This window comes from Actinomyces sp. 432 (assembly GCF_009930875.1).
In the GTDB taxonomy this organism is placed as follows: domain Bacteria; phylum Actinomycetota; class Actinomycetes; order Actinomycetales; family Actinomycetaceae; genus Actinomyces.
On sequence record NZ_CP025249.1, the window covers coordinates 1,727,884 to 1,746,596 of the forward strand.

The 18,713-nt window shown below is 66.6% G+C and carries 10 protein-coding genes and 1 pseudogene; 4 read left to right on the top strand and 7 right to left on the bottom strand.

Annotated features, from left to right (window positions below; translation table 11 throughout):
• Window positions 1-148 precede the first annotated feature (148 nt).
• Window positions 149-889 carry a LytR/AlgR family response regulator transcription factor gene (locus tag CWT12_RS07225; protein ID WP_161924284.1) on the top strand — a complete coding sequence of 247 codons (741 nt, stop codon included), beginning with the start codon at window positions 149-151 and terminating at the stop codon, window positions 887-889.
• Window positions 886-2,220: a GHKL domain-containing protein gene (locus CWT12_RS07230; RefSeq protein ID WP_161924285.1), complete on the top strand. Its 1,335-nt coding sequence runs from the start codon at window positions 886-888 to the stop codon at window positions 2,218-2,220. The genes CWT12_RS07225 and CWT12_RS07230 overlap by 4 nt, the downstream gene beginning before the upstream one ends.
• A gap of 596 nt (window positions 2,221-2,816) precedes the next feature.
• On the opposite strand, the gene CWT12_RS07235 is transcribed toward CWT12_RS07230, so the two are convergent.
• The 4 genes from CWT12_RS07235 to CWT12_RS07250 form a co-directional block, all read right to left on the bottom strand.
• Window positions 2,817-3,905 (bottom strand): glycosyltransferase family 2 protein, encoded by a 1,089-nt coding sequence (locus CWT12_RS07235; RefSeq protein ID WP_161924286.1) that lies wholly within the window; start codon window positions 3,903-3,905, stop codon window positions 2,817-2,819.
• Window positions 3,906-4,027: 122 nt separating this feature from the next.
• Window positions 4,028-4,669, bottom strand: coding sequence for a hypothetical protein (locus tag CWT12_RS07240; protein ID WP_161924287.1), 642 nt, complete (start codon window positions 4,667-4,669; stop codon window positions 4,028-4,030).
• A 78-nt stretch (window positions 4,670-4,747) separates the two neighbouring features.
• Window positions 4,748-7,165: a glycoside hydrolase family 3 C-terminal domain-containing protein gene (locus CWT12_RS07245; RefSeq protein ID WP_161924288.1), complete on the bottom strand. Its 2,418-nt coding sequence runs from the start codon at window positions 7,163-7,165 to the stop codon at window positions 4,748-4,750.
• A 132-nt stretch (window positions 7,166-7,297) separates the two neighbouring features.
• The gene (locus tag CWT12_RS07250; RefSeq protein WP_237564074.1) at window positions 7,298-10,222 is read right to left on the bottom strand and encodes a glycoside hydrolase family 3 C-terminal domain-containing protein; all 2,925 of its coding nucleotides are present in this window, start codon (window positions 10,220-10,222) and stop codon (window positions 7,298-7,300) included.
• 234 nt (window positions 10,223-10,456) lie between these two features.
• Here CWT12_RS07250 and CWT12_RS07255 point away from each other — a divergent pair, with 234 nt between their 5' ends.
• Window positions 10,457-11,242: a hypothetical protein gene (locus CWT12_RS07255; RefSeq protein ID WP_161924289.1), complete on the top strand. Its 786-nt coding sequence runs from the start codon at window positions 10,457-10,459 to the stop codon at window positions 11,240-11,242.
• A gap of 153 nt (window positions 11,243-11,395) precedes the next feature.
• Here the strand turns inward: CWT12_RS07255 and CWT12_RS14685 are convergent, their stop codons facing one another.
• Window positions 11,396-13,720: a glycoside hydrolase family 3 protein gene (locus CWT12_RS14685; protein WP_161924291.1), complete on the bottom strand. Its 2,325-nt coding sequence runs from the start codon at window positions 13,718-13,720 to the stop codon at window positions 11,396-11,398.
• Between the two features lie 360 nt (window positions 13,721-14,080).
• Between CWT12_RS14685 and trpB the strand changes: the two are divergent.
• Window positions 14,081-15,292, top strand: a pseudogene (trpB, locus tag CWT12_RS07270) (tryptophan synthase subunit beta); the annotation flags it as partial.
• 48 nt (window positions 15,293-15,340) lie between these two features.
• Here trpB and CWT12_RS07275 read toward each other — a convergent pair.
• Window positions 15,341-17,611 (bottom strand): glycoside hydrolase family 3 N-terminal domain-containing protein, encoded by a 2,271-nt coding sequence (locus tag CWT12_RS07275; protein ID WP_202616167.1) that lies wholly within the window; start codon window positions 17,609-17,611, stop codon window positions 15,341-15,343.
• Window positions 17,574-18,386 (bottom strand): glycoside hydrolase family 3 C-terminal domain-containing protein, encoded by an 813-nt coding sequence (locus CWT12_RS13435; protein ID WP_202616168.1) that lies wholly within the window; start codon window positions 18,384-18,386, stop codon window positions 17,574-17,576. The genes CWT12_RS07275 and CWT12_RS13435 overlap by 38 nt, the downstream gene beginning before the upstream one ends.
• Between the last annotated feature and the right edge of the window lie 327 nt (window positions 18,387-18,713).

Here is an 18,713-nt window from a genome sequence, read left to right on the forward strand (position 1 = left end):
GGCCGACCCCCGGCGCCGGTACACTAACATGCTTGTAACCGTTACTTTCGGTGCCCATGGCCGCGTTCGTAGCGAACGCTTCCCCGGCTGTCGCGCCTTCCCCGCGCGTCCGCCACCACCATGCCCGCGCCGTAACCAACAGCCGCCGATGAAAGTGAATACGAGCCCCTCCGCCACACTCCGTATTGGCGTCGTCGACGACGACGCCCGCCACCGCAACGTTCTTTCCGAGTACCTCGACCGCTTCGGCCGTGAGCGAGGCCTGGATCTGCAAGTGTCCGTTTTTGAGGCCGGCGGCGACATCCTGGACGGCTTCCGCCCCATTTACGACATCCTCATGCTGGATATACGCATGGAGGGCACCGACGGCCTATCCCTCGCCCGGTTAGTGCGTCGTATCGACCCTGATGTCATCATCATCTTCATTACTGCCGCGCAGCAGTACGCGATCAACGGCTACGAGGTGTCCGCCCTCGGTTACCTGGTAAAGCCCTTCCCCTACTCCTCCCTGGCCCGAGAGCTGAGCCGCGCCCTGGAGGTACTCGGCCGACGGGACAACGCCGGCATCGTCCTGAAGGACGGGCAGGGGCTGCGGCGCGTGCCCGTGCGCGACATCGTCTACCTGGAGTCCTCTGGTCACCGCCTGGACGTGCACCTGACCGACGGCGCCATCACCCTGACCGGATCGCTCAAGCAGATGGAGCCGAAACTGGCACCCCATGGCTTCTTCCGCTCCAACTCCTGCTACATCGTCAACCTGCGGCACGTGGTGGCGGTGCGCGAGCAGGACTCCGTGATGAGCACCGGGCAGTCCCTGAGGATCTCCCGCCCCCGGAAGAAGGAGTTCATGCGGGCCCTGGCCGAGCACGTGTCCGGGACAACCGCGTGATCCAGGAGGCTCTGCCGGACATCCCCCGGTTGTGGACCGCGCTGGCCGAGTGGGGCGCATGCCTGGCGTACGTACTGGCCACGTGGCGGCCACAGGACTCCAGGCGCCGCGCACTGGTAGTGATGGCCGCAGCGCTTCCGGCGCTGAGCATCTACCAGACACTTGCGGCCCGCCTGCCGATCTCGCTGTGGCTGGCAGGGATGCTCGGAGCGGTGATCGCCATGTGGGGCATCCTGCACCTGGCGCTGAGCGGTTCCCTGCGCCGGTCCACCTACCTGGTAGTGCGCGCCTTCGTGGCCGCCGAGCTGGCGGCCTCGCTCGAGTGGCAGTTGGAGGTGTTCCTCCTGGGAGACCGGGCGGGCGCCTTCTGGGGTGCGGCATTGGCGATAGCCGTCGACGGCACCGTACTGGGTGCGGTCTATCTGCTGGAGCGTCCCCGGTTCCGCGCCGAAGTGGTGCCCACAGCTGCCACCGTGGCCGGGGCGGCGGCGATCGCCGCCATCACCTTCGCCATGTCAAATCTCAGCTTCCTAAGCACCGCCACTCCCTTCTCCGGCCGACTGGGGGCAGAGGTCTTCTATATCCGCACGCTCGTGGATCTATGCGGGTTCATCATTCTGTACGCGCAGCGGGAAGTTGACCTGCAAAACCGTGCTTCCTTCGAGCTGGCCAGCTCCGAGGCGCTGCTGCGTTCGCAGTACGAGCAGTACCTGACCTCCAAGCGCGCCATCGACATCGTCAACCGTAAGTACCACGACTTGCGCCACATGATCGCCTCGGTACGGGCCGAGCCGGATCCCGCAGTGCGCCTGGACCGGCTCGCTGAGCTGGAGTCCTCAGTGCGGCCGTATGAGGTGTTTGTACGCACCGGCAACCCCGTACTGGATGTAATTCTCACCGACCGGGAGCAGGTGTGCCTGGAGGCCGGCATCACCATGACTGCCATCGTCGAGGGCGCCGCGCTCGGCTTCATGTCCACCGCCGATCTGGCCACACTGGTCGGCACTGCCCTGGACAACGCCTTGGAGGCTGTCTCCGGCACCGGCGACGCCGACCGGTGGATTCGTCTTGATGTGCGTACTCGCCGTGGATTCGTGCTGATCGAGGTCGAGAATCCGGTGGCACCAGCACGCTCGGCCCCGGGTCGCACCGGCCCAATACGTGCTGTTACCGACGGTAGCGCATACGGCTTTGGTTACGGTGCCATGCGCTCGGCCGCCGAGGCCTACGGCGGGCAGCTAACCACTACTGAGAGCCCACGCGGCACCTTCACGCTGCGCGTACTGCTGCCGATCCCCGCCGAGCTCCCTCACCGAGGACGTAATCAGTAATACGGCTCCTCCGGTTAGGGAGTGCGGTGGAGGTAGCTGAGCCATTCCCAGGTGTAGGCCGCAACGGAGCCCTCGGACTCGGCACGAGTACGCGTCGGCGGGCGGGTCCGGCGGTGTTCTGCTCGCGCAGCAAGGACAGATCCGACCCGGCGCCAGCGCGCGCCGCACGCTCAGTCCCGGCACGCTTCCACAGAAACGGCGTAATCACGCGGAAAGCACACCACCCGAAAAACAGCCCAACCAGCTCCAGCGTGCCGCAACCCCCGCGCCGCACGCCGGAGCCAGCCAACCCCCACCAGCCAAAAACCAAAAACACCGAAATACCAGGCAAAACCCGCCAACCGGCCAGAGCGCCAAACCAACTGAGCGTGCACCACGCCCAAGACCACCCAACCACCCCCACCCACACGCACCAGACCCAGCCACACACCGAACCCACCAACACACACCGCCCGCACCCGCACGCACCCGCAAACCGGAGGAGCCGAGAAACCGACCTGACACACCACATGCATGCCAGTCCTCCAGGCCCACAAACGCGAAAAGCCGCAACGTTACCGCCTGGGCTGCATGGCGGGCCCACGCTGGTCCCGCTCTCAGTTCAGGGCAAGTACCCGGCGGACCACCTGGTATCCGGCCACCGTCACCCAGCGCCCGGTCCGTCCCGGCAACGTCATCAGCCGGCCCATTACAGAACCGCGCACCCACCGCGCCACGTCCGGTCGAGTAGCGTCCAGACGCTCCCACAGCCGCTGCTTGATGGCCAGGTTCTGCGGAGTACCCGACCGCAGCGCCATGGTGGTAATCACCACCGCGCTCAAGGTGTAGATGTGTACCAAGTAGTGCAGCAGGGACACAGGTACCTCGCCCTCGCGGGGCATCGCCTCCAGCATGAGCGCGTTGACACGGTCATGCTGGTCCAGACGTGCCACGATCACGTCATCGGCCACGGACTGCCCCGCCCTGCCCACCGTGTAGTAATACAGGTCCAGATCCAGGTAGGTCAGCGTGCGCACGTGCCGCAACGGCTCGAATGCGAACAGGTTGTCCACGTAGAAGCAGTGCTCCGGCAGCCGCATGCCGGAATGCTCCAATACCTCACGACGATAGGCGAGCGAGTGCATCATGAGGTACTGGTCGGGGCGAAAACTCCTAACGTCCCGCCAGCTGCCAATACGCCCGGCCGGGAGGATGCCCCGGAAACGCACTACATGGCGGCCGGGCCGTACACCCCGGGGGCCCCGCCGGGCAGGTCCGTGGCTGAGGCGGTACCAAGCGGGTGTGCCCTCGCGTACGTACACGAAGTTCGTCACCACGAGGTCAGGCTCAGTGCCCGCCTCACGCCAAGAGCGTAGGGAGGCGAGCAGGGCACGCAGTGTCCCGGGGTCGATGGCGTCGTCGGCGTCGCACACCTTCAGCCAAGTGCCGCGGGCCGCAGCGACCCCGGTATTAATGGCGCCGCCGTGCCCCTTGTTCTCCTGGTGGATTACTTCAATCGCCGTGTGTGCCCGGGCGTAGGCATCAGCAAGAGCGCCGGTTGAGTCCGTGGCGCCGTCGTCGACGACGATCACCTCCAGCTCATCACGGCCGCCGTCCGCCGCCACGAGGCTGGACAGGCAGCGCCCCAGGCAGTCCTCGGCGTTGTATGCCGGTACTACGACCGTTATTAGCGGGCTGGCTGGCACCGTGCGGGTCTCCTTGCTCGACGGAGTCAGCCGGCGTTTCGCGGAATGCGGGCACCTGCCCGCGCCGCGCCCGAGGCGCTCCTGGTTACTGGTGCGGATGACACTACCGGAAGGAACCCGGATCAGTGCGCCGACAGCACCTCGGTCTGCCCGGACCCGTCCGGCTGCGTATCGGCATCCTCGGGCACCCGCTTGAAGATGACCTTGAAGATCGGGAAGAACACCCAGAAGGAGATTGCGGCGTTGATGATCATCGTCACGACGTCCGCCACGGTCTCACCCGTGGATGCGCCGAGCGTGCCCTTGCACCAGGAGTAGATGGGCTCCTTGTACAGCACCTGCAAGGCGGCGGCGACGATCGTGATCACCACGTATGCCAGCGCGTACCAGAACGCCGCCTTCCAGATCGAGGAGTTCGATTTGAAGGTGATGGAGCGTTGGGCGAAGAAATTGATTACCTGGGCGATCAGCAGGGTGATCTCCACGGCCAGGAAGTAGGCCAGCCCACCACCGGAGCCGTCGGCCTGGATGGGGCCGGCCACGTAGTCAAACAGGTAGACGGGGCTGCCTCCGGAGGAGCCCACCGGGAGGAACTGGAAAGTGGTGCCCTGCAGCGAGGTGAATCCGAAGATCCACCTGAACGCTGGCATCAGGATCAGCTGCAGCAAAGTCACACCGTTGGACAGGATGAAGAACACGATGAACTGGGCGATGGTCTCGTGACGCTCTTCGAAGCGGTGCCACCAGGCGGTCATTGGGTTCATGTTTGGTCTCGATTTCTAGTTGCTATGACAGGAGTCTACGCGGGCCTTTGCCCTGGCGCGTAAGCGATCAGCACCGATTCAGTGCGCCGCGTCGAGTCGTTTCTGGGTGGCCTTGTCCTGGCGCCGGTTGCGGAAGAAGCCGCCCACGATGGTGCGCAGGCCGTGCAGCCCGCGTCCATTGGTGAAGTCGACGATGCCGTCGACCATTTCAGCAGACACCATGCCGCCGGTCATCTTGCCCATGGCGCGCAGCGGCATGTTGAGCATGAACAGGATATTCAGGTCGGGCTTGCCGGAGGCATCGGCCTTGGCCTTCTGACGTTCCAGGATCTTGACCGCCAGCTTGCCGATGCGGCTGCGGCCGTGGGCGAGGTCGGAGACGGGGCTGTTAAGACCGATGCGTCCGGATGTGTCCGGCTGCGGCACCGGTCGTCCCAGCAGCGCAGCGAACTCACTGTCACCGACCTGCGTGACCCTGCCGTCAAGATAGTGCCCCAGAGCCGGGTCGGCGGGGGCAACCGGGTCGCCCTCCACCTCCCAGGTCTCCTCGAGCGGAAGGTCCTCGGCGTTGCGCCCCACCCGCACCGTCCAGGTGCCCGCGGGGCGGATCCAACGCCCTTCGGTCACCGAGTAGCGGCGGAAGGTGTAGTCGTCGAAGGGGACGGTCACGGCCACCGACTTCCCCGCAGGCACGGACACCTTGACGAAGCCCTTCAGCTCCCGGGTTGGCCCCCACACGCCCGCGGGCGCCGTGACGTACATCTGCACCACTTCGGCGCCGTCGGTGGCGGAGGTGTTGGTGACCGTCAGGTGTGCCCCAGCCTCGTCCAGGCTCAGCCCGGAGTAGTCGAAGCTGGAGTACGACAGGCCGAAGCCAAAGGGGTGCGCCACCGGCGTGCTGGTGGTGGTGTAGTAGCGGTAGCCGACGTAGGGGCCGTCCTGGTACAGGGCGAGTTCCCCCGTAGCCGGGAACCAGGCGGAGGTGGGGTTGTCCTCGTAGCGCACCGGGTAGGTCTCCGCCAGGCGGCCGGAGGGGTTGACCGCGCCGGTGAGCACCCGCAGTGCAGCGCTGGCACCTGCCTGTCCAGACAGGCTGGTGTGAACCACGGCCCTGGTGTGCTCCTCCCAGGCGGTCTCCACTGCGGACCCGGCGGAGAGGACGGCAACCACATTGGGGTTGGCGCGGGCGACGGCCTCCAGCAGCCGGGTCTGCACCTGCGGCAGGCGCATGTGGGAGCGGTCCAGGCCCTCGGACTCGGACAGCTCATCCAGCCCGATGTAGGCCAGTACCACCTCCGCTCGCCCGGCCAGGGCGACCGCCTCGTCGAGCAGGGCCTGGTCGGGCTTGCCCTGGCGGTCATAGCCCTGGGCGTAGCCGACCAGCTGCAGACCGTTGCCGGCGATCTCCTCCAGAGTGCTCTCCAGCCGAGTCGGGTTGATCTGGGAGGAACCGGAGCCCTGATAGCGGGGCGTCTTTGCCATGTCGCCGATGACGGCGACGCGTGTGCCGAGGGCCAACGGCAGGACGTCGTCCTGGTTGCGCAGCAGCACAATCGACTCTTCGGCGACTCTCCGCGCCAGCGCGTGGTGGGCGTCGACGTCGAAACCGGGGCGATCCGCCTCGGGCGTGCGGGCCGAGGGCGCGGAAGCGGCCATCGTGATGACCTCGGCGGCGCGCGCGTAGACCGCCTCGCGGCTGATGCGCCCCTCCTTGACAGCGGTGACGACCTCGCGGGCGGAGTGCAGACCGGGTGCGGGCATCTCCAGGGAGGAGCCGGCCGCGGCGGCCGCCGCGGCGTCATTGGAGCCGCCCCAGTCGGAGACGACCATCCCCGTGAAGCCCCATTCCTGCCGCAGGATCTCGGTGAGCAGCTGCGGGTGCTCGTTGGCGTAGGTGCCGTTGACCCGGTTGTAGGAGCTCATCAGTGCGCGGGGATGCGCCTCGCGCACCACGATCTCGAAGGCGGTCAGGTAGATCTCCCGCATGGTGGCCTCGTCGACCACGGAGTCGGAGGCCATGCGCCGCAGCTCCTGGCCGTTGACGGCAAAGTGCTTCGGGGTAGCCGCCACGCCCTGAGACTGGATGCCGCGGACCAGGCCGGCGGCCATGCGCCCGGCGAGGATGGGGTCCTCGGAGTAGTACTCGAAGTTGCGTCCGCACAGCGGGGAACGCTTGATGTTCAGTCCCGGGCCCAGCAGCACGTCCACCCCGAGGGCGAGCGCCTCCCGCCCCAGCGCCTGCCCCATCTGCTCAGCCAGGACGGGGTCCCAGGAGTTGGCGACGGTAGCCGCCGTCGGGTAGCAGGTGGCTGGCTCGGAGGCGGCTATACCGAGGTGGTCGCCGCTGCCGAGCTGACGGCGCACCCCGTGCGGCCCGTCGGACAGGACGAAGGACGGGATACCGCGCTCGGGCAGGGGGCGCGAGTCCCATTCGGAGGAGCCCGATAGCAGGGCGGCGGCCTCCAGGAGCGTGAGGTCGGAGGCGGTGACGGTCACAGCGTGTTCCTTCCCTTGAGGGTTGGTCGGGATGCGGCGGGGTCCTGGTGTGTAAAGCGCAGGAGGGCGGCCGGTGGGCGGGGCGGGGAGGCTCTCCTCGCCCCGCCCACCGGGGCGTCAAACGCCCAGTGCCTACTTCGTCTCGGTGCTCTCGACGACGGCGGAGGCCTCGGCCTGGCGCTTGCGGTAGCGGCGGATGGCGATGATCTCCAGGGCGAGCAGGCACGCACCCAGGGCTGCCAGGACGCCCCAGGTCACGTACTCCCAGGAGGCGCGCTCCACCGCGGGCTGCCCGCTGTCGTAGATCCAGGAGTTGGCCACGGTGTACAGGATGTTGTGCGATGCCTCCCGCATGGCGATCACTCCGGTCGCGGAGGTGTTCTGCACCGAGTTGACGGTGATGTCGGTGGTGGCGAGCATCATGTCACCGCCGTTACGGGTGAGCTGGTCGGCATTCTGGTACCCGTAGCCGGCGAAGTAGTCCGTCAGCGTCATGCCGCGGAAGCCCCATTCGTCGCGCAGCACGGTCTGCTGCAGCTCGGGCAGTGCGCCGGCGTAGGTGGTGCCGATGTAGTTGAAGGCGGTCATGACCGCGCCGGCACCGCCGTCCTTGATGCCGATCTCGAAGGACTTCAGGTAGATCTCGCGAATCGCCTGCTCATTGGACCAGGTGGCCAGCATGTTGGTGCGGTTGGTCTCCTGGTCATTCATGGCGAAGTGCTTGATGAAGGCGTACACGCCCAGTTCCTTGGCGCCCTGGATCTCCTGTGCCACCTGCGTGCCGGCCAGGACCGGGTCCTCGGAGAAGTACTCGAAGTTGCGTCCGGCGTAGGCGTAGCGGTGGGTGTTAGTGGCCGGGGCGTACCAGCCGGCCACGTCCATGTCGTGGGCCATGGTGCCGATGGCAGTGCCGAATTCGTGCGCCAGTTCCTGGTTCCAGGTGGCGGCGACGGAAACCGCCGACGGCAGGCCGATGGAGCCCACGCCGGTGAAGTTGTTGTTCAGCGAGGCGGGTCCGTCCACGTCCGAGACGCGCACCTTGCCCACGGAGTCCACCGCCACCGAGCCGTACCCGCCGTTGGCGATCAGGCTGTTCATCTCGGCGACCGACAGCTGGTCCAGCAGCTGGTCCCACTTGGCGTCGTCGTAGTCCAGGCCGTACATGTCGCCCAAGACCAGACCGTTCTTGGCTCCGGTGGTGGGCATCTCGTCGGCGTCGTCGTCAAAGGCGGAGGAGTCGTAGTTGGAGTTGGCGATGAAGGCCGCCTGGTGCTCCTCCGACATCTCCAGGCTGGCCGGGGCGGCCGTGGCCTCCTCGTAGTTGGCGAAGGAGTCCGCCCGGGAGAGGTAGGTGACGTCGCCTGCGGCGGAGTCGAACTGGTTCGTCGCGACCGCAACGTCTCCGGCGTGGGTGTTGTCCTCGGAGTCGTAGGTGATGGTCTCGTCAACCGTGAGGGTCTGCTCGGCGATCACCGTGTGGGAGTCCGAGCGCACGGAGATCGTGTACTCGCCCTCCTCCAGCACGTAGGCCTTGGCATCCTGGTAGTCGTAGGAGGCCATGTCATCCTCGGCGAAGGTGAGCGTGACGGTCTCGGAGGCGCCGGGCTCGAGCAGGCCGGTCTTGCCGTAGGCAACCAGGTTCACGGCGGACTTCTCAATGCCGCCGTTGGTGTAGGGAGCGGTGTAGTAGACCTGCACAACGTCCTTGCCGGCCACGTCCCCGGTGTTGGTGACCTTGACGTCAAGGCTGATCGTGCCGTCGGCGTCGCGGGCGAGCTCACCCATGTCCTGGCTGAAGGTCGTGTAGGACAGACCGTAGCCGAACGGGTAGGTGACGGCCTCGTCGTAGTCGATGACACCCTCGACGGCGGCGGTCTCATACCAGCGGTAGCCGACGTAGATGCCCTCCACGTAGTTGACGAAGCCGGGGTAGGTGGTGTCTTCGGTGAAGGGCGAGGACTGCCCGTACTCCTCCATGTTGGTGTAGGTGAAGTCGCCGAAGTTGTTGGCGGCCGGAGACGCCTTCAGGTCCGTGACGAAGGTGTCGGGGGTCTTGGCGGAGGGGTTGACCTCGCCGTCGAGGATGCGGCCCAGGGCGTTGAAGCCGACCTGACCTCCGGGGATCGCCCAGATGATGGCGTCAATGTCCGGGTCGGCGGCCAGGTCAGACAGGTCGAAGGCGTTGGCACCGTTGTAGACGACTACCACCGTCTCGGAGTTGTCCTTGGCGAGCTGGATCAGGTCGCGCTCGGGAGCCGTGAGTTCCAGGTAGCCCTGGCCGTCGGCGAAGTCGGTCTGAGTAGCGGAGTTGTCCGTGTAGGAGAAGGCGCCGTTAGCAGCCACCTCCGCGTTGACGTCCAGAGGCAGATCGAATCCCTCACCACCGGACCGGGCGATGGTCACCACCGAGGTGTCGGAGAAGTCCTGGATGGAGCTGACAAGGGCATCGGTGTAGTCATCGGAGGTGGGCTCGGGCAGCGTCCAGTCGGCTGCGAACATGCCGACCTCCGGCCGCTCGGCACGGTAGCCGGCGTAGAAGTCGCTCAGCTCCGTGTTGGTCTCGAAGCCGGCGTTGTGCAGGCCGTCCAGCAGGGAGGTCGTGGGGTTGTCAGGGGACAGCGAGCCGGAGCCGGTGCCGCCGTAGACGGGGTTGGTGGAGGCCCAGCCGAGTACGTTGATGGCGGCGCCGTCCTCGAGCGGGAGGGCTGCGCCCTCGTTCTTCAGCAGGACCATGCCCTCGTCGGAAATCGTGTTACCGAGTTCCTCCACGGTCGCCTTGGTCTGGTCGGTGAGCGTGCCGGATCCGGAGGACAGGTCCAGGATGGTCTTCAGGCCGCCGTACATCATGCCGGTCACGGCAACCGCGACGGCGACCACGGCGGCAACCCAGGTAGTGGAGCGCACCAGCTTCCGGGCCGGCTTGCTGAGCCGATGCGCGGCGATGGTAATGATGAGCGCCGCCAGCAGCGCCACGCCGATGGCGATGAGCTGCGGTCGCAGGCTCACCACCACGTTCCAGACGTCGTTCCAGTTGATTGACAACACTGTCGCAGACACCTCTCTGTGCTCCTTGCGCGGGGACGCAAGGGGGATGGGGATGCTCACTGGCGGGCGGGCCCCGAACCGCCCTCGCATCGGGCCGACGGGACCGGAACTCGCCGGCAATTGGCATGCAGATCTATTCTCGGTCGATGTCGGTTAGCGATACTGTCTTGACCGCTCGATCTGTCGGTTCGGGTGCATAACCTGTCGGCTGCCGGTACACGATCATGCAGCCACGCGGGAGGCTTCATGGAGACCCCACACATACTCATCGTCATCGCCACCTACGCGCTGGCCATCATCATGGCGGTGCTCACGATCCCCCTGCTGCGGGGCGGGGAGCGTGCGGACAGGGCCCGCATCACCGAGCCCGTCCCCGGCGCGGGTACAACCACCTACGAGTACCCCGTCCAGCGCCCCGACGCCCGGCTCCTGATCGGCCTGGTCATTATGTTCGGCTGTGGCGGCGTTCTCCTCGTCCTGCTAGCCCTGCCGGTAGTTGATGACCTGAAGGCCGCTGGGATCATCGCTGCGCTGGCTCTCCTGTGCGTCGGCTACTGCTGCTACAGCCTGGCGACGTATCGCAACGCCAGCCTCGTCGACGCCCCGACACTGATTGCCGGCACCGACTGGCGTGGCCACGCCGTGCAGATCCCCCACCAGGAGATCGCCTCGTTCTCGGCCACCGGCCAGAGCTCATCCGTCGTGCGCGATCAGCACGGGCGGAACCTGAAGCTGAATATGAACTGGTTCTCCGCACCGAACCTCGCCCTGTACCTGCTGCGGTCCACCGCTGAGGGGCGCTTCCCCGGCAAGCGTCCGGGCGATCCGCGGGAAGTCGGCCGGGGCCTGAATCGCGTGCAGTCCGCCCTCAACTTCCAGTGCGCCCAGCCCTTGCGGCAAGTCCTGCTCCAGGGGCCGGCAGCCAATCCGACGGCGTTCCACCGCAACCCCACCGCGCCGGAGGGCACCGGCTGGACCGGACCGGAGTATGACGCCTGGGTCGCCGCGGTCAACACCACTTTTTGGAGCTAACGCCGGGACTGCGGGCGGGTGCAGGCGGACAACCGCCTGCACCCGCCCGCATAACCACCGGGGCCCTGTTTGCTCAGTCCTTGATAGCCGAACCGTCCAGGTGCAGGCCGAAGCCGTAGTCGTAGGTGTTTCCAGCGGAGTCCGTGTAGGGCGTCAGGTCCTTCGGGACGTCCTCCTGGTTGGCCTCCACGGTATCCATGCCTGCGGGGAACTGGATGGGCAGGCGCCCGTTGGACTCGTGCAGACCGAGGGCGACCTGGATGAGCGCCTCGTCCGCGACGCCGAAGCCCACCACAATGGCGTCTGCGCGCGCCTCGAACTCCGCGGGAACCACCGGGTTCGTGGCCTTGAGCGCCACGACGACGGGAATGTCCCGGCCCGATGCGGCCACCGCGTCGGCGGCGCGGTTGAAGGCGTCCAGGTCGGCGCCGTTCGAGATCGCCGATTCGGCCCGTAGTAGGAGCGGTTCTCCCGGCTGCCGTCGGCGAGTACGTCCCCGGAGACGGAGGTGCGGCGCACATTCTCGCCGTCGGCCGTGTACGTGCTGTACTGCAGCGAGAGCGGGTACCAGGTGCCCGCCTCCTCGTTCCAGCCCGCCTTGGAGAAGCTGGTGCCGTTAATCGGCGAGCGCATGCCCACCAGCACCAGGTCCACATCGCTCAAGTCTGGGGCGGAATATCCGGTGACACGACCCTCGGCGTCATATTCGACCTCGTCGGTGACGACCGTGCCGAAGTACTTGCCCGCAACCTCCACGTCGAGGGAGGGCCCCTCCGTGTACTCGGCCTCGCTGAAGGCACTGTTGAATCCCGTGTCGTAGGTCTGCGGAATGTACACGGTCTTGTCGGAGAAGTCCGCCTCCGGATCCAGGTTGATGGCGCCGTCGTTCTTGAGGGTGACGACCGAGTTCAGCTGCGCCTCCTGGCCGGCGGCGACCTTGTCCTGAGAACCCACCTGAGCCTGGGATGTGGCCAGGTCCAGGAAGGGGTCGTCGAAGGCGCCGATGCTGAAGGACATGGTCAGGATACGGGCAGCGGACTGCTGCCAGCGGGTGCGGGCGTCCACGTCCAGTTCCCCGGCCTCGTAAGCCTCCTGCCACAAGTCGTAGGCGGCCAGTACCGGGGCGGCGTCGTTGTTGCCGCCGAACATGTCGGTTCCGTTCTTGATGATCTCGAAGTGGCGCTCCTCCACGCTCAGGTCCTCCGCGCCCCAGCCGGTGGCGATCACCGGGTCGTCAGGATCGGTGGTGGCGCGGGTGACGCCCCAGTCGGTGACGACGACGCCCTCGTAGGAATTGGCCTCACGCAGTTCGGAGAGCTTGCCGTCGTCGTAGGACGAGCCCATCCGCTGGGAGTACTCGGGCTCGCCGTCGGCGTTCAGGGTGACCGAGTAGGACGTCATCACGGCGGCCGAGTCCAGCGCCTGCTGGAACACCGAGCGGTGCTCGGCCGAGTTACCGCCCACCATGACCTCGTACTTGCCCGCGTTCGTGTGCGACTCGCGCCCGCCCTCGCCGGCGCCGTCGCCGGGCCAGTGCTTGATCATGGTGGCCACCGAGTCCGTGCCCCAGCCGGCGTCACCACCATCCTCTGCGTAGGTGCCCTGGAAACCCGCTACATAGTTGGCGGCCATGGCGCCGGCCATCTCGGAGTCCTCGCCGAAGGTGCCCGAGACGCGCAGCCACCGGGGCTCCGTGGCCAGGTCGATCTGCGGGGACAGAGCCGTGCCGATGCCTAGGCTCCGGTACTCCTGGGAGGCCATCTGGCCGAACTGGAGCACCGTGTCGGGATCGAAGGTGGCGGCTAGCCCCAGCGACCCGGGCCAGCTGGAGATCTCCCCGACGTCGGTGAAGGCCCCGTCGCCCGAGGCGTCCGAACGCGGGTCGGAGGAGAAGTTGACGGGTATGTAGGGGGTATCCGCGGAGGCCAGGGTCTCCACGTAGGCCTGCATCTGGTTGACCCACTGCACGTTGGCGGTCACGTCAGAGCCGCCCGCGTTCAGCACTGCCCGCAAGTAGGAGTCGGACAGGTACTCCTGCTGCTCGGGCGTCAGCCCGTCCTCGGGCGCACGTTCATGAGCGGAGAAGAGCATCAGACCAGCCATCTGCTCCTTGGACAGGCCGGTGGCGTAGTCGGCGGCCCGCTCGCTCCCCTCCAGTCGCCAGTCCTCGGCGGGGTCAAGCTCTCCATTGCCGTTGAGGTCCTTGAAGGCGTAAGTGAACTCGCCATCGACCTGCTCAACGATGGCCATGCCGCCTTCGGCCGAGTAGCTCAGCGCCTGGCCGCCGTTCGGGTTGATGACCCGGGTGAAGAGGGTCTGTCCGTCATCCAGTTCTTGCGTGATGTAGGTGTTGCCGTTGTTCTCCAGGGTCGAGGACGCGGTCGCATCGGCGGTGGAACCGCCGGAGGTGCATCCCGTCAATACCAGAGCCACAGCCACGCCAACGGCGGCCAGGCTCCTTCCATAGGTGATCCTCATTGATCTCTCCTTGCAGGGTCTCGCAGGGTTCACCACCATCATATGAGCCGCAGGCCACACCCGGGAGTGTCAAGCGTGATCTGTCGCTTGCTGCGCGTAACCTGCGTCACCGCCGCTGAGTTCGTACCTGCGCCGCCGCAGTCCCGGTATGCGAGACGCCGAGGTGCGCTTTTGCTCGCCGCCGACAGCGCCTCTAGCCTCGCGAACGCGACCGCCGTCGGGCGGTGGAGACAGCAAGGAGGCACTCATGCGCACCCCCGCCGGACCAGACGCAGCCCTGCCCGGGGCAGCACCCACCGCCAACCGCGTGCCCACCGGGCCACTCGGCCCGACGCACCCGGCTACACCCCTCCCCCGCCAGGTGCAGACACTCCGCGCGAGACGATCCTGCCCGCCTACTTCGGGCGCTTCGGCGGCCAGGAGGTGCCGGCGGAGCTGCTGCCCGCACTTGACGAGCTCGAGGCCGCCTTCGTAGAGGCGGTGGCCGACCCCGCCTTCGAGACGGAACTAGCAGGCCTGCGGGTCGACTACCTGGGTCGGGAGACGCCCATCTTCGAGTGCCGGCACCTACCGCTTTCCGGGAGCGCCCGCATTGTGCTCAAGCGGGAGGATCTCGCCCACGGTGGCGCGCACAAGGGCAACAACGCGCTCGGCCAGGCGCTGCTGGCCAAGCGCATGGGCAAGCGCCGCCTGATCGCGGAGACCGGCGCCGGCCAGCACGGCACCGCCACCGCCATGGTGGCGGCGCTGATGGGCATGGAGTGCACCATCTACATGGGCGCGCACGATGTGGAGCGGCAGCGCCCCAATGTGGAGCGCATGGAGCTGATGGGGGCCACCGTGGTACCGGTAACCGCCGGGCAGGCGGGCCTGAAGGATGCGATCGACGCCGCCCTTTCCGAGTGGTGCACCCGGTTGGAGGACACCTTCTACCTGATGGGCTCAGCCACCGGGCCGCACCCCTTCCCCACTATCGTGCGGCACTTCCAGGAAGTGATATCCAGCGAGTCCCGCCGCCAGGTGCTTGCGCGCTACGGCACCCTGCCCGACGCGGTGATCGCCGCTGTTGGGGGCGGCTCCAACGCGATCGGAGCCTTCGCCGCCTACCTGGATGACCCGTCAGTGCGGCTGATCGGCGTGGAGCCGGCCGGGCGCGGCCTGGCCACCGGCGAGCACGGCGCCCCCATCAGTGCCGGGCGCACCGGAGTGCTGCACGGCATGCGCTCCTTCGTCATGCTCGACGACGACGGCACGGTCCTGCCCTCCCACTCGGTCTCCGCCGGGCTCGACTACCCGTCGGTGGGCCCGGAGCACGCCTACCTGGCTGACGCCGGACGCGCCGAGTACGTGGCCGTCACCGACGCCGAGGCGCTGGAGGCCTTCCGGCTGCTCAGCCGCCACGAGGGCATCATCCCGGCCATGGAGTCCGCGCACGCCGTCGCCCAGGCGCTGAAGATCGCCCGCGGCCACGCCGAGCGGACGGCGCCGGGCGAGCCCGACGCCGTCCCGCTGCTGCTGGTGAATCTGTCCGGTCGCGGTGACAAGGACATGGACGAGGTGCGCGAGCACTTGTCCTGACGGTGGCCCCGCCTCCCGCCTGGACTCGTCTTCAGCGGCTCACTAGTCAGCCGCCCGGGACCTGGCCCGCTTTGAGCGCCACCGCAGCACGACGGCCGTCATCGCGCCGACGCAGACCAGGCAGGCCACTACGTCGATGAGGATCGCCCTGGTGGTCAGCCGGTCCAGTCCGCCGTCATCGGTCTCCACAGTGTAGTTGCCGGAGTTGGCCACCGTGTAGAGCACGTTCTTCGAGGCCTGCCGCAACGCCGTCACCATGGTCGGCGAGTCGGGATTCTCGATCTGGGAACGCGCCTGTGAACCCATCCCCAGCATGATGTCGTTGCCGTTTAGCACCGAGTCCATGGTGATCTGGTATCCATAGGAGCCGTACCAGTCGGTCAGCACCATGCCCTCAAATCCCCACTCGTCGCGCAGGACGCCGTTGAGCAGATCTGCATTGGCTCCTGCGTACCGGTTGCCGATGAAGTTGAAGGCGGACATCACCGCGTAGGGCCCCTCCGCCCGGTTCTTCACCACGATCTCGAAGGGCTTCAGGTAGATCTCCCGCACCGTCTGCTCGGTGGCGAAGGTCTGCAGGAAGGTGCAGCGGTTGATCTCCTGGTCGTTCATCGCGAAGTGCTTGATGTAGGGGTACACGCCCTTAGCCGCAGAGGCGTTCGAGGTGGCCGAGGCGATCCTCCCGGCCAGCACGCCGTCCTCGGAGTAGTACTCGAAGTTGCGGCCGCCGAAGGCTGTCCGGTGCATGTTCATGGCGGGGCCGTACCAGCCGTAGATGTGCGCATCGACGAACTCCTGGGCGATGCCTGCACCAACCTCAGAGGCGAGCTCAGTGTTCCAGGTCTGGGCAATGAGCACCTCGGCCGGGTAGGGGGTTCCCATGACGCCGATGACCCAGTCGTTCAGGCCGGCGGGTCCATCTGAGTCGAGGGTAGCCCGCTTGTCGATGGAGCCGATGGCCACCGTCTGGAATCCGCCGACGGCAACCAGCTCGGACATCTCCTCCACGGTGAGCTGATCCAGCAGCCGCTCCCACTGCTCGTCGTCATAGGCCAGGCCGGTCATGTCCCGTAGGGTCAGGTCGCCGCTGGCGCCGGTGGTCGGCATAACCGCGTCCGGGTCCTCGTGGTCGGCCGGGTTGTAATTGGCCACCGAGTAGGAGTCGATGAAGGCCTTCTCCTCCTCGGTCATGGTCAGGTTCTCGGCACTCGGCGCGGCCGTGGCCTCGTCGTAATTGGCGAAGCCGTCCGCGCGGGACAGGTAGGTGGCATCGCCCGCGGAGTAGTCCTCGAAGCGGTTGGTGGCCGTCTCACCGTCAGAGGCACGCCCATCGGTGGAGTAGTCAATGTCCGCCTCCACCGTGAAGGTCTCCGAGTCCAGCACGGTGTGCGAGTCAGAACGCGCTGAGATGACGTACTCGCCGGCCTCCAGCACGTACCCGCCCCCCTCGGCCTTAAAGCCGGAGGAGTCGTAGGAGGCCAGCTCCTCCTTGGGGATCACGAAGTCGACCGCCTGGGTGGCACCGGGTTCCAGCAGGTCGGTCTTGGCGAAGTCAACCAGGTTGACGGAGGCCTTTTCGATCCCGCCGTTGGTGTACGGCGGCGTGGAGTAGAGCTGAACGACATCCTTGCCGGCCACGTCGCCGCTGTTAGTGACGGTGACCGTCACCTGTACCTCGTCCCCGTCGGCGTTAAAGGCGGTGATCTCGTGGTTGAAGTCGGTGAATGACAGCCCGTAGCCGAAGGGGTAGCGCACGGCGGCGTCGTAGTCGAAGCCCTCCACGGCGTCGTCGTAAGCGGTCTCGTAGTAGCGGTAGCCGACGTAGATACCCTCGTTGTAGCTCACGCGGCCGAGCACGCCCTGGAAGCCGGGGTCGGCTGCCGTGTACTGCTCCACCAGGTCATCGACGCCCGTGTAGGTGAAGTTGCCGAAGTTGTTGTAGGCGGGCGTGGAGGTCAGGTCGTTGATGAACATGTCCACGGTGCGACCGGAGGGGTTGACCTGGCCGGACAGGATCCGCCCCAGCGCCCCCATGGCGTTCTGCCCGGTACCAGGCGCGAGCAGCACGGACTTGATGGAGGGGTAGTCGTCCAGCCAGTCCAGCTCCATGGTGTTATTGGAGTTGATCAGGACGATCACTTGGGGGAAGTTATCGTTGACGATCTGCAGCATGTCCTTCTCGGTGCGCGAGAGCTGAAGGTAGTGCTCGCCGGACTCAAAGTCGTCGTAGTCGCCGTTATTGGTGTACTCGGAGTCAAAGTAGCGGTAGCGCTCGTTAGTTACCTCCCGCCACGGTGTTTGACATCTCGGCATAGTCGCCGTCGATGACCGCCTTCATGTCGGTGGGCAGATCCTGCCCCTCGCCGCCGGAACGGGCCAGGACAACCACGGCAGTGTCCGAGAACTCCTTGGCCTCGCTGAGCACCTCGTCGGTATAGGCGTCTGCGGTGGGCTCAGGCAGGCTCCAGTCAGTGAAGCCGATCGTGCCGGTGGTGCCCAGGGACTCACGAGTGTCCCGGTAGGCGGTGTACATCTCGGTCAACGTGTCGTTGGTGGTGTAGCCAGCATCATGCAGGGAGTCCAGGACGCCGGTGGCGCTTGACATGTCGGCCGCTCCGGAGCCGGTGCCGCCGTAGATCGGGATGGTAGAGGCCCAGCCGAATACGTTGAGGCTGGTCGTCTCGGCGGGTAGTGGCAGCAGGTTGTCATCGTTCTCGGCCAGCACGAAGCCCTCGTCACCGACGCGTCCAATGACCTCCTCAGAGGCGTCACGCGAGGCCTGCGAGACACTGCCCTGACCGTTCACGAGGATGGATACGGTCGAGTGGAGCGGACCAAATACCACCAGGTTGCCGATGAGGACCACGGACAGGACCGTGGCCAGTCCAGCTCCCCAGCGCCACAGGTGCCGGTCGCCCCGCCTGGCGAACCAGTGGGCGCCAATCGCCACGGCGACGGCCACAACAATGATCGCGACGAGGGCGTAGATGTAGCCCGCACAGTTGTGCACGTATGTTTCGACGTCGGCAGACGAGACTCCCATGCCGCCAAGGATCGGCGTCAGGAAGTCGATGATGAGTTCGAGCACGTTGCTCTCCTATGAGCCGTTAGGAACAGGTGGGCGGGGTCGTTTGGGCGGCGCGAGCACGGCGCCGCCCGGGCCATCATTGGCATGCACTACTTTATGACACCCGTCACTCGCAGGGGCGGGCTGCGCACAATCTGCTCACCGGGCCGCATATCCTGTCCCGTGATCCCCCATGATCATGGTGCTCGCCCGTGCCGCCACCGCCCCGGCCCGTCTCACCACGCGTCACCGATTTGGCGGGCTCAGCACGACGCTCTACTGTTCACCTATGACCGCGTTCCGCACCAGCCAGTGGTGGTGGCTCCCCAGTGGGCGAGCCACTCGCGC

Bases quoted from the DNA above. Each gene is read 5' to 3' on its own strand.
- CWT12_RS07255 (WP_161924289.1), top strand. From the start codon at position 10,457: ATGGAGACCCCACACATACTCATCGTCATCGCCACCTACGCGCTGGCC.
- CWT12_RS07275 (WP_202616167.1), bottom strand. From the start codon at position 17,611: ATGCCGAGATGTCAAACACCGTGGCGGGAGGTAACTAACGAGCGCTAC.
- CWT12_RS07240 (WP_161924287.1), bottom strand. From the start codon at position 4,669: ATGAACCCAATGACCGCCTGGTGGCACCGCTTCGAAGAGCGTCACGAG.
- CWT12_RS07225 (WP_161924284.1), top strand. From the start codon at position 149: ATGAAAGTGAATACGAGCCCCTCCGCCACACTCCGTATTGGCGTCGTC.
- CWT12_RS14685 (WP_161924291.1), bottom strand. From the start codon at position 13,720: ATGAGGATCACCTATGGAAGGAGCCTGGCCGCCGTTGGCGTGGCTGTG.